The organism is Pseudoalteromonas xiamenensis, from assembly GCF_017638925.1.
GTDB lineage: Bacteria > Pseudomonadota > Gammaproteobacteria > Enterobacterales > Alteromonadaceae > Pseudoalteromonas > Pseudoalteromonas xiamenensis.
In genome coordinates this window covers 982,459-994,442 of record NZ_CP072133.1, presented here as the reverse complement: position 1 = coordinate 994,442, position 11,984 = coordinate 982,459, and the positions used below count along the sequence as shown (strand labels likewise).

11 protein-coding genes are annotated in these 11,984 nt (G+C 43.3%); 6 read left to right on the top strand and 5 right to left on the bottom strand.

Annotation, left to right across the window (positions count from 1 at the left end):
- Positions 1-23: 23 nt before the first annotated feature.
- Complete coding sequence (locus tag J5O05_RS04880; RefSeq protein WP_244369812.1) at positions 24-587, bottom strand: acyloxyacyl hydrolase; 564 nt, start codon at positions 585-587, stop codon at positions 24-26.
- A 198-nt stretch (positions 588-785) separates the two neighbouring features.
- Here J5O05_RS04880 and J5O05_RS04875 point away from each other — a divergent pair, with 198 nt between their 5' ends.
- Entirely contained in the window at positions 786-1,406 is a 621-nt protein-coding gene (locus J5O05_RS04875) for an MlaC/ttg2D family ABC transporter substrate-binding protein (RefSeq protein WP_208843839.1), read from the top strand.
- Between the two features lie 137 nt (positions 1,407-1,543).
- Here J5O05_RS04875 and J5O05_RS04870 read toward each other — a convergent pair whose 3' ends face one another.
- A complete protein-coding gene (locus J5O05_RS04870) occupies positions 1,544-2,452 on the bottom strand; it encodes a LysR family transcriptional regulator (RefSeq protein ID WP_208843838.1) in 909 nt (302 codons plus the stop codon).
- A gap of 107 nt (positions 2,453-2,559) precedes the next feature.
- Between J5O05_RS04870 and J5O05_RS04865 the strand changes: the two genes are divergently transcribed.
- Complete coding sequence (locus J5O05_RS04865) at positions 2,560-3,309, top strand: SDR family oxidoreductase (RefSeq protein WP_208843837.1); 750 nt, start codon at positions 2,560-2,562, stop codon at positions 3,307-3,309.
- Positions 3,310-3,358: 49 nt separating this feature from the next.
- Here J5O05_RS04865 and J5O05_RS04860 read toward each other — a convergent pair whose 3' ends face one another.
- Both J5O05_RS04860 and J5O05_RS04855 read right to left on the bottom strand, forming a co-directional pair.
- Positions 3,359-3,643, bottom strand: coding sequence for a helix-turn-helix transcriptional regulator (locus tag J5O05_RS04860; protein ID WP_208843836.1), 285 nt, complete (start codon positions 3,641-3,643; stop codon positions 3,359-3,361).
- Entirely contained in the window at positions 3,636-4,475 is an 840-nt protein-coding gene (locus tag J5O05_RS04855) for a hypothetical protein (protein WP_208843835.1), read from the bottom strand. The genes J5O05_RS04860 and J5O05_RS04855 overlap by 8 nt, the downstream gene beginning before the upstream one ends.
- A 184-nt stretch (positions 4,476-4,659) precedes the next feature.
- Between J5O05_RS04855 and J5O05_RS04850 the strand changes: the two genes are divergently transcribed.
- On the top strand, positions 4,660-5,502 hold the full coding sequence (locus J5O05_RS04850) for a DUF2306 domain-containing protein (protein WP_244369810.1): 843 nt from the start codon (positions 4,660-4,662) through the stop codon (positions 5,500-5,502).
- A gap of 97 nt (positions 5,503-5,599) precedes the next feature.
- Here the strand turns inward: J5O05_RS04850 and J5O05_RS04845 are convergent, their stop codons facing one another.
- Entirely contained in the window at positions 5,600-7,285 is a 1,686-nt protein-coding gene (locus J5O05_RS04845) for an amidohydrolase (RefSeq protein WP_244369808.1), read from the bottom strand.
- A gap of 112 nt (positions 7,286-7,397) precedes the next feature.
- Between J5O05_RS04845 and J5O05_RS04840 the strand changes: the two genes are divergently transcribed.
- The 3 genes from J5O05_RS04840 to J5O05_RS04830 are packed head-to-tail and all read left to right on the top strand — an operon-like array spanning position 7,398 to position 11,800.
- Complete coding sequence (locus J5O05_RS04840; RefSeq protein WP_244369806.1) at positions 7,398-8,096, top strand: response regulator transcription factor; 699 nt, start codon at positions 7,398-7,400, stop codon at positions 8,094-8,096.
- Positions 8,089-9,252 (top strand): histidine kinase, encoded by a 1,164-nt coding sequence (locus J5O05_RS04835; protein WP_208843834.1) that lies wholly within the window; start codon positions 8,089-8,091, stop codon positions 9,250-9,252. Before J5O05_RS04840 ends, J5O05_RS04835 begins: the two co-directional genes overlap by 8 nt.
- A gap of 13 nt (positions 9,253-9,265) precedes the next feature.
- Positions 9,266-11,800 (top strand): M1 family metallopeptidase, encoded by a 2,535-nt coding sequence (locus tag J5O05_RS04830; protein WP_208843833.1) that lies wholly within the window; start codon positions 9,266-9,268, stop codon positions 11,798-11,800.
- The last annotated feature ends 184 nt before the right edge of the window (positions 11,801-11,984 follow it).

Sequence of the window (11,984 nt, the reverse complement as noted above, 5' to 3'; positions counted from 1 at the left end):
TGCAGTAGCCGAAATTGAAGTGGTCAAAAGTAGCTAGAGTAGGACAATGACAAGAAATCCAGCCCTGGATTGGGCTTTTTAAAGCCCGCATTTGAATAGTGCATGTAACGCGCCGCGATATTGGCTTTCCCTAAACTATAAACTAGGCCTAATCTATCTTCAAACTGATAGTGTGTGCTTACATCTTTTCCGGCAAACTCGGTATCGTCCAGCAGGGCCGCACCGATGCCAAACTCAACAGAAAGTGGTCGACCGTTGATTTGACCAAAAGGGTAGCGAAACACTGGAGTAACGGCCAAAACAAAGTTTCGGTCATGATTGTTGTTGTCACCATAACGCCAAAAGTTGACGCTACTTTCAAAGAATAAGTCCAAATGTTGCCAATCCTCTGGCAAAAATTCTTTCGCATGATATTGATAGGCTAATTTAATGCCATCGACATCACCTTCGCCGTGAATAAAGTGAACCGCATAACCATGACGTTCTTGTGCAATTAAAGAAAAGGATAGGAGCAATAAAATAAGAGCAGAGATGAGTTTGTTTACAGTGTACATACTTCGCGTACCTATATCTAAAAGGACGCGCATTGTTTCTGCTTTTTGTGATTAGATCTGCAAATAAAATAGCACCATATTGGTGATGAATTTGCATCAATTGGCTAATGCATTGTTTTTTCTTGTTTTGTCATTGTGTGCAAAATTGGCATCAATCAAGTGCTACTTTGCGTCTTTTTCATCATGAAATACAAGAGTAACATGGCCTCATTGAATAAACGGGGGAATGTTATGACACACATATTTAAAGTTTTATCTTTATCAATTTTATTAATTTTCAGTAGCTTAAGTTTTGCTGCTGGTTCATCTCAAACAGCCAACTCAACACCTTATGTGCTGATTCAAAATGTTGGTAATCAACTGTTTAGTGATATTGCTAAATTGAACGAGTTGGACGAGAAGACAAAACGCGAACAATTAAAGCTACTGATAAAAAGTCAGCTTATGCCTCACATTGATACCAAGTTTGTGTCGTTTAAGTTACTTGGTAAACATGTAAGAGAGATTAAAAAAGAACAGGCAGTTACCTTCATTGATGCGGTAGAACAATATTTGGTTGGTACATACACCAACGTTTTAATGAGCTACAAAGGTCAGGATGTACATTTTATTGAGCCTGTTTTCGACGTCGCGAGTCAGTACGCTTCTGTAAAATCAGAAATTGTTGCTGAAGGAGCGCCGACGATTGACATGATTTTCAAGTTTCGTAAAAGTAAATCGGGTCAATGGCAAGTTTATGATATTGAAGCAGAAAGCATTTCATTACTAAGCGCGAAACAAAAAGAAATTGTATCTCGTATCAGTGAGATTGGTATTGACGCGGTGAGCAAAGAGCTGATTGCTAAGAGCTAACAGCGTGAATAGCGGAATAGGCGCCGCTTAATAAAAGAGCCTGTACGTTCCAATGTTGTTGTAAGTTTTGTGTTTAAGGCGGGCAAGTCAAGATTGCTTCCCCTGTGAATCGTTTGTCCGCCTTTTTTCTTCATGCCTTATCTTCCTTTAAATTGCTCATTATTATCTTGATATTGCGTCTTCAATCTCTCAATGAACACTTTCGATTTTGCTGGCAAGTAATTACGCGAGACGTATAGCGCGTTTAGTGGCGAACTTGGAAATTCATAGTCAGGTAGAATTTCAATTAAGTTTCCTGCACCTAAATCATCGGCAAATGCCCATCTAGGCCCCAGATGCATGCCTCGTCCGGACAATACTAATTGATGTATTGCCTCAACACTGTTTACCGTAAACGTCCCGCTAATTGGTTGAGAAAATACCTGACCATTTTTCATCAACTGAAGGTTTTTGGCGTTAATCGAGTTGCGATAGAGGATGAAATGGTGATTTTTTAACTCAGAAAATGTGGTTGGTAACCCTTTTTCTTGAACGTAACTCGGCGCGGCGACCAATACGCGTGATACATCGCCTATTTTTCTGCACATTAAACTGGAGTCCGGCAGTAATCCAATTCGAATGGCGACATCGATCCCTTGCTCTTTTAAATCGGCGAAATCGGAACCCAGAACGAGTTCTACTTCCAGTTGAGGATAGTCTAGAGTCATTGCTTCAAGCACGGGCATGACAAATCGGATCCCGAAGTCATGGGGGGCCGCCACACGTAATCGGCCAATAGGGGTTTCAGTATGTGCGCTGACGTACTGTTCAAGGGCGTTTTGCTCATCGATAATGTGTCTCAAGCCTTGATAGTAAATTTGCCCAGCATGAGTGGGTGTGGAGCTACGGGTTGAGCGCTCAATGAGTTTGGTTGTAAGCTTTTGTTCAAGTGATGCAATCCGTCTGCTGATGATCGATGGGTCGCCACCAATATGTTCAGCAACGGCTTTAAAACTGCCCATTTCAACCACAAGAAGGAAAAGCTGTCCATTTGAGTAAGATTTCATCTTTTAAGTGCATTTTTTGCATGTAGTAAATGAGAAAATAGCGAATACCTAAAGTTTACGCAACAAACTACACTTTACCTCGTCATCAAATACAACGAGGAAAACTCATGAACACAGTAAACTCTATCGCACTGGTTACCGGCTCTGCACGCAATATGGGACGCGCTTTTGCGCTGGCTTTGGCTGAAAAAGGAAGTGACATTGTGGTGCACTTTAACAGTGAAAGTTCACGAGCAGACGCCATAGAAACGGTTAGTATGATTGAATCATTGGGTCGTAAAGCGCTACTCGTGCAAGCGGATTTAACTCAGCCTACGCAGGTAGAAGGCATGTTTACGCAGATCCAAAATGCATTCGGTCGTTTAGATATTGTCGTGAACAATGCGGGAAAAATCGTTAAAAAGGCGTTTGTAGAGTATAGCTTGGACGATTTTGATAGCTTATTTAACATCAATGCTCGTGCGAGTTTTATGCTACTGCAGGGCGCGGCCAAAATGTTGAGTGACAATGGCCGGATCATCAATATTGGTACTTCTTTATTGGCTGCATTTACTGGGCATTACGGATTGTACGCAGGCTCAAAAGCGCCGCTTGAACATTTCACCCGTGCACTGGCGAAAGAATTAGGTGGCCGAGGCATCACCGTAAATATGGTTGCGCCGGGTCCAATCAATACTGCTTTTTTCCATGGTCAGGAAGACGCAGGAACGGTTGCTTATCTAAGTTCGGCAAGTGTGCTCGGTCGCTTGGGCGAAATTGATGATATTGTGCCAGTTGTGGCGTTCCTTGCTTCTCCTGAAGCGAAATGGATGACAGGCCAAACTCTGCTTGTTAACGGTGGTTTTGTTACGCGTTAAACAAAAAAGAAGCGGTAAGTACAACCGCTTCTCGTTTCGTTATTTCAAATCAAGGTGTTTGAATGTGTAACTCGGCTTCTTCCTCGGAGGAGGCCTGATGCGAAAGACGATATTGATTAGGCGTAAAGCCGGTAAGCGATTTAAAAGCGCGCGTAAACGGACCAACCGAAGCAAAGCCACTTTCAAGGCCTACAACAAGGATTGACCAATGCTGTTTGTCTGGATCTAGCAACAACCGACTTGCGTGTTCAACTCGCAGTTTATTAATGAAGTCATTAAAGTTTTTGGCATTGAGCTGATTTCGAAGCGCTTTGCTTATTCGGTATTCAGACACATCGAGTCTCTCGTGCGATATCGACGACTTTCAGGTTAGCTTGTAAAAAGCGTTGTTCGTCGACTAAAAGTGCCAAAATGGCTTTCGCGAAATTGCGCTCTTCGGCGTTTTCTATGTGGAGGGCAGAAACGGTATTTGGCTCTTTGGTTTCATCGTAGCGAGTACACAACGTTGTATTGGCGGCTTGAATTGACCTAGTTCGCCAATAAACCAAAATCTGTGTGTTGATGAGGACCGTCAGAGTAATCAAACCTACCCCCCAATCTATGGCGGAGGGATTATCGACAAATAGACTATTTGATATAGTGCTCAATCCGATAGCGCCCATGATGGTTGCTAGATAGAATGTACGTTGCTTTTTCTCAAGTTTATTCGCCTGCTGAAACCCTCTAAAGCCCTCCCAAATCATCAACACCAAAATGCACGATGAAAGTAACCCGATTAGCTCACCTAAAAGATGTTGTGTAAACGAAGGGAAAGAATGAACGTCGTATAAGTTGGAAAAAAACAAATAGCCTTGTTTAAACATAACCAAGCCAGCAATGGAAGCCGCCATAATCATATGTGGCAGTGCGATAGCGTTCTTTGTTCTAAATAAACTGCGAGATAGCAGCCAATACACATTACATGTAGCGCACGTTGTCATACCGATGAGATATTGGTATGCCCCAATTTGCTCTCCTGTGATTTTCTTTAATGCGACCATAGCAACCGAACCACAAAAGACGGCAAACAATACGTGCATCGTGCGTTTTTGCTTTATGCATATTTGAGTCAGTAGCAGGGCAATTGCAACGACGAGCAAGAGCATATAGAGATTGCTTTGTGACATGAGCGGCCATTTTCCTAACGAAACTTGGGTTCATGTTAGCGAATGATTTTTTGCAACTCAAATTCACTTTGTAAGAAAACTTAACGCAATTTCCATGCGCCGAATTTCGAATTCGGTGCGACGCCGTCGTATTTTTATGTCACTTTTCATTTTAAATCAATATATTAATGGAAGGTGTTATAACATGTTGATGTCACAGACCAAGACGCTGCTGCCGTCATTCTCAATCGACTCTATCTTGGATGGAGTGGTTAAAAGTTGGGTAACAATCGTTCTGATTGGGCAGTGGATGTTCGGACTGTATATTTTTATTTTGTACGCGATGCCATCACTTTTAGGTTCGCCAGAACTTGCCTCCAAGTTATCACCTGCAACAGGGATGAAAAAATCTTTGGGTGCAGATTTGATGGTACTCTTCGTCCATATTTTGCCTGCAATCATTATGGCTGCAAGTGGCTTACTCCAATTATTCCCTCAGCTTCGTAAACAATATCCATCCTTTCATCGCTGGAATGGACGTGTCTTTTTTGTTCTCGCGCTCAGCGGGGCATTTACCGGCATGTATCTAACTTGGGTTGCTGGATTGCGATTGAGTGATATTGGGGCGATGGGCGTCAGCTTTAACGGCATGTTGATCCCCATTTTTATAGCTTTGGCTTGGTATACTGCGGTGACAAAGCGATTTGCCGCACACCAACGATTTGCGACTCACAGCTTTATTTTAGTCAATGGGGTGTGGTTTTTCCGATTGTATTTGATGGGTTGGTTTGTCATGAATCAAGGCGCAAACGGGAATACCAATAAGATTGATGGTCCGGCTGATATCGCGATTTCATTTCTATGCTATTTACTGCCCATGGCTATCGTAGAATGTGTCTTGTTCGCTAAGCGCTCGTCAAAGACAAGTGTGAAATGGATGGTCACGATGTTCGCGTCACTCGGCGCGTTGATAACGCTGATTGGTGTCGGCTCAGCCGTTCTTTTAATGTGGTTTCCTCGTATTCAATCGGTATTCGATGCACTTTGAACGCATTTAAATAAGTAAATCAGGTGGTGCAAACCACCTGATTACCATTTCAACAGAAGGCATCATTGCTATACATAAAACTGCACAGCGGTGTGCCTTAATATTGACGCTCACCTTTAACGTAAGTGCTGAGCACAGTAACGCGTTTAATTTGTGAGGGGGTGAGTTCAAAGAGGTTTTTATCTAAAATGATGAAATCCGCTTCTTTGCCAATTTCAAGCGAACCAACTTTGCGTTCTTGACGCATGGCATAGGCACCCGATAGGGTATATGCCTTAATCGCTTCTTCAAGACTGATTGATTCTGGTGCGCGGCTTAGCGCATTTGCGATACCAACAAACGGGTTTAATGAACTTACATTCCAGTCGCTGCTGAGTGTCAGTGTCGCACCATTGTCGGCAAGACTTGCGATAGGAACAAGGTGATCTGCCCGTTCTGTACCGAGTAATGGTTCCATTTCTGACCAATGTGCAGGCTTTGTAAAGTCACCTGCAACTTGCGCATCCGCTATCACGCCGAGTTGTTTGAAGCGCTTATAGTCGAGTGGATCCACAACTTCAACATGGGTAATACGGTGTCTAGCGTTACCCGATGTCACGTTTTCAATTGCATTTAGCGCTTCGTGGATCCCCCGATCGCCAATGCCGTGAATATTAAAGTCAAAGCCTACTGGTTCTAGTGCCTCTAGGTATTTTTCCAAACGAGCTTGGGTAAAGTAGTTCAAGCCTTTGTCTTCGGGTAACCCCAGCCAACTTTCTTGATATGGCGCTTTCATTGCTGCGGTTGTGTTAACCAGTATGCCATCCATATACACTTTGATTTGATCCACTTTTAACATTGGACTGAAATTTGTGTTGTAAAGCTTCTTTAGTTCCTCAATTTGACGTTCATCATTTGCGTCTGGATACGCCCAAAGGCCAAGGCTGACACGCAAATTCAATGCCCCGTCGCTCGCAAGCTGTTGCCACGTATCAAGCTGACCTCGCTGCCAATACACGCGAGCATCGCTTATCGACGTTACACCGTGCTTTAGCAATTCTGGTTGCGTATAGTCTACAAACCCTTGGTAATTACGTTCTCCTTCTGAGCCGATAGCTTGCATTGCAATGTCCATCACCAAGTTTCCTGCATTGTCATAAAGAACGCCATCGAGATGCCCCGTTTGGGTTCGGCCTAACACCCCTCCAATAGGGTCAATGCTAGCTTGATTGAGATTCGCTAAGACAAGGGCTTTTGAATTCACCCACATGGAATGTGAAGTTTGCTCCATAATGATAATCGGTCGCTCAGTGGACACTTCATCTAAAATCACGCGAGGTGATTGAGAAAATGCGAGTAAACCATCAATGTTGTGACCATATCCGATTAGCCATGGTGCGGATGGATTTTTTGCTAGCGCATCGGCGACAATGTCTTGATACTCTGCGATAGAAGCATATTCAGGCAAAGTAAAATGCGTCGCATCAGAAGCCGATTCCAAAGGATGGATGTGCACATCGTGAATGCCTGGCATCATCATTTTGCCATTAAGATCGTGGACGACGGTTTTTGGCCCAATTAGCTTCGAAGCTTCTTCAGAGCTGCCAACAAAAATGATTTTGCCCTCTTTTGTTGCCATAGCTTCGGCCCAAGGTTGGGTTTCGTTAACGGTGTAAATTGACGCGTTATCAAAAACGTTGTCGGCATAAAGCGCTGCCTCACTTAACGAATTCGTGTTTCCACCACACGCAACGAGCGTGCAAGTGAGTGCAAATGCGGTTGTCATCATCATTTTAGTACTCATGTGTTGTCTCCTAAAGATGTGAACAGCCTAACGGAGTCTAGGTAACCGAAAGGTAACGAGGGGCACGACGTATCCGAATTGTAGGTCGCAATCTTGAACATAACGAGCTAGCATGCAAAAAGAGGCTAATGTTGTGTTGTTTGATATGCTTATTTTGCTCGTTGAAGATGACCGCGCACTTGCGGCAAATACCATAGATTTTTTGCATCATGAAGGCATAGAGGTTGATTATGCGGATTCGATTGCACATGCAAAGCACATCGCAGATGGACAACAGTACGATGCGTTTGTTCTGGATGTTGGCTTGCCTGATGGTGTTGGGTTTGAATTGGCGCGTTATTTTCAGCGCTCACATCCGGCAGTGCCTATTTTGTTCCTAACCGCAAATAGCCTTTTAGACGCAAAGCTCGAAGCATTTTCGCTGGGTGCACTCGATTATTTAACCAAGCCCTTTGAGCTCGCAGAGTTAGCCATCCGCATAAAATTGCTCGGTGTAAAGCGGCAAGACAGTCTCCATCAGGTTTTTAGATTGGGTGATTTAGTCGTCGACCAAGCAAAGCGCATCATTAGGCGTGGTGAGCGAGTGATTACCTTGTCCCCACAGCAATGGACCTTGTTAACTTTGCTTATTGAACACACACCAAATCCAGTGAGTAAAACGCGAATATTGGAGCGCGTTTGGCCTGAACAAGACGCCAGTATCACGATGTACAAAACACTCATCACGCGCTTGCGTAGTAATTTGTCGCAAGAGCACGAGAAGCCTTTACTGCACACATTAAAAGGGGTAGGAGTGGTACTGCGTGACTAAACAACAGACCTTACATCGCTTTTTGCAAGTCAACTTGCTCGTGCCGTTTGCGTTGTTTGGCTTGCTTTGGCTTTACATTGCTACTCAATTTTATTGGTCCGCGTTAGACGAAACCGCAGAATATTATGTGTTCGAGGACGCATATCAATTTGCTGAAATCCCAACCCGCATTAAAACCTCGTTTCGTATCGTTTCTGATGACTTGAAAGACTTTCCTTTGGAGTTTCAAAAACGCTTCAAAAATCAGGCTTTACCGACAGATGAAGTTCAGTATCTTTCAACCCAAGGGCACGACTTTTATTACTTGAAGCATCATCCCAGTAAGGAGCTTGAAGCAGTTTACGTGTTGCATCAATTTGCAAAATCGGACTCGCAAGACATTAGGCCTTTATTGCTGGTGATCATGTTGCTCAGTTTATTGTGTTTTGCCCTTTGGCTACTTGGCGTGATACAACGAGTGCGTGCGCCGTTAGCGCAATTTACACAGAATATTCAGCAGGGGCAGGAGAACGCCTTAGTGAAATTCGAAGAGTTCCAATCGGCACAGAACATTACACTTGCTGCACTCGCAATTCAAAAGCAACAAATTGAGCAACAGAAGGCATTTGCGAGCTTTTTAAGTCATGAAGTCAGGCACCCGATTACTAAACTGGGTCATCAACTTGCCCAGTTTGATCACATGGATGAGCTTTCCCTTGAAACACTTAAGCAAATAGATGCATTGAAAACAACACAAAAAGAAACCGTGCAACTCAGTAATACCATCTTAAATTTGCTTGATGTTCATGCGCCTACTGAGGATCAGGGTAGCAGTGATTTAGTGATTGAATTGTTTAACTGGGGAAATTCAACACCGTTTCCATGTGAGATAGACACTCAGCTAGAGCAATTTTTTGTTTCGTTAAATACAGAATATTTGGCCTTGTTATTGAACCAAGTGAATACCAATATGCTGCGCTACGGTAGTGGGTGTCTAAGGGTTAGACTGAAGACCCATGAGCTTGTATTTGAAAACGACATAGCGGCAGGAAGGGTTTCAAACCAAGGGTTTGGTGTTGGTCTCTTTATTGTGCATGCGGTTGCACGTAAAGTGGGGTGGCGAGTTGAATCCACAAGGGTCGGTGAATGTTTTCATTTAGCGCTGAACTTTAAGTAAAGAGATGAATAAAATGCATAACAATAAAAGAAAACATTTCTTGATGAGTAATCTACCGCGTTTGGTGGCTTTTTTAGCGCTTTGTATGACCACTTTAGCGTCGGCAGCAGATTATCGAATAAACCCCAATCAAATCCTGCAAAAACAAGACGTGTACCTTCAGCTTGACCCCCGAGAAGAAAGCTATTCTGGTGTGACGACTCTGTATTTGTCGTTTGCTCAAGATGCTTCCGAGGTCGCGTTTCACAGTAAAGCGTTGCAAATTGAATCAGTAACACTTGTGCAAAATGAGCAATCGACAACATTGGCTTTGTCTCAGGCTGACGAGTTTGATGTTGTTAGGCAAACGTTGGTTAGCCCCATATCGGGCAGTGTTAAGTTGATTGTCCATTTTAAAGGGCTATTTTCAAATGCAGTGGAGGGATTGTTTGTACAACGAACAGAAGGTAAGAAGCCATTTATCTTCTCGCAGTTTCAAAAAATGCTCGCAAGACGTGCATTTCCAACTGTGGATGACCCAAGTTTTAAAACACACTTTACCTTCACGTTAGACATTCCCAAGCATTACCAAGCACTTCACAATACGGTTGCCGTGAAAGAAGAAATAAAGGGCGAACACAAAGTTGTCCACTTTAAACCAACAGCAAAACTGAATACCGATGTGCTTGCGCTCGCGGTCGGCGAGTTTAAATCCACCGCATTGAATGAAACGCAATTGAAATCCAAAGTATTTAATCCTGTTGATTCTGACGTTTCAGTGCCTGCGTATTTTTCGGATGTGTTAAACCATGCTGTTTCAGGTATCGAAGGTTACCTTAATAGCCCATTTCCATTTGATAAACTGGATTTCTTTGTGGCTCCTATCGAGACCCTTGCGGGTATGGAAAATGTTGGCTTGGTTGCGCTTAATCCCAATCAGTTTCTTGATGATGACGATGGCCAAAGTCAATGTGAATTTACTAAGTTGGTGGCGCACGAAGTGGCGCACATGTGGTTTGGTAACTCAGTGACAATGGCTTGGTATGACGATTTTTGGTTGAATGAGACGTTTGCAGAGTTTATGGCAGTGAAAATCGTTCGACGTCATTTTCCAGAACTTGCTTCTTGTACTTACGGCAGAAAATCAAGGCTTTACCATTTTGATACAAATTCAGTAGCGCCAATGCGGGCTAAGATGCAAAAACTTGGTGACAACATCCCCATGGATGATTTTCATTATGTCAAAGGCGTTGCGGTGCTCAACATGGTAGAGCAAGTGATTGGCGAAGATGCCTTGTCAGGCGTGATGCAAGCTTATTTTGCAGAGAACAAATATGGCAATGCCAATACGAATTCGTTCCTCAGTAAATTGAGCACTTTTCCTCTGGCACAACAGCTGGTGGACAGTTTTACCTCACAATCGAGTTATCCATTAATCACATTAAAAAAGAACAATGGGGAATTCTCGTTAGAACAATCGGACTTTAATGGTAATTCGGATAAGCGATGGACTGTACCTGTGTTCATGAAAATTTGGAATGGACATTCGATGCTATCGAAACAAGGGATTGTTTCAGGTAAAACATTGGCAATAAAAAACATACCAAGTGATAGCCGTATTTGGCTCAATGAAGATGACAAAGGTTATTACCGCTTTTTCGATGCTTCAGGGCAAGATGGTCTGTTACTGACAAAGCTCAATGAACGCGAGCGAGAAGTCTACTTTGATAATTTAGATGCGCTCGCGGAGCATGGTTACATCGATTTCCAAATGTATCTTGAACAGCAGATAACCACAATAAACACGATGCCAAAAGGCAGTCGAGCGGTATCGATTGCGTTTTCAGCGTTGTCCGATGCGTTTGTGTCGACGATACCTGCTGAAAAACAGGCGGTTTTTAGCGCGTACTTGAAAACAAAATTGCCACGTATTGAAGATTGGTCCGAGGTCGCTGCATTATCTACAGCACAAAGCTGGTTGTCATTTTACGGACTCTACTTACACGACGACAGGGTGTATCAGTATGCTCTGCGCCAGTATGCTGAGTCGGATTTTTTGCACTCAGATAATCTAGAGGCATTGGTCAAAGTACTGGCATTTAATGCAAATAAGGCCCAGTATCGAGCGCTTCTCGGGTTGTTTGAAAAAGCTGAAGCAGAGTATAAGGATGTGCTCTTAGATTCATTAGGTTATGTGTCAAATACAGAACACGTCAGCCTGTTTTATGACTTACTTTTGAGTGACGCAACGGTAGGATTTGCTATTGGTTATCGCTTCCAATACCCGGCCTTTCAACCGCGATTTAGGGCGCATGTCGCGCAATTTTTTGCAACCAACCAAGCGCGAGTCGCAACGCGTTTGGCGCAGGATGAACTGCAATGGATGCCGTACAACTTTATGACCGCTTGTTCTGAAAAAGAACGAGATCTAGTGATTGAGGCGTTTTCGCAATGGCAGAAAATTCCGGGACTGGCAGCAAAAGAGCAAGAAATAGTTGAACGGATCCTAGCGTGTAGTGGTAATGCCCAAAAAGCATTGAACAGCATGCAGACTATTTTATCGCGTTGAATAAAATGATCTGGCCGGACCAGATTTGTTCTAAATCAACGTTTCGAGCGCTACAGCTTGAGGTTTTTAAATTAAAATGCGTTACTGGATAGTGCGGTAGAAAGTTAGCGAAGTCAGTCGTTTTAGCAACGTTGAGGGCGGCAGATCTTTGTTTTATGTCGCCTGAACAGAGTAAAAAATGCCA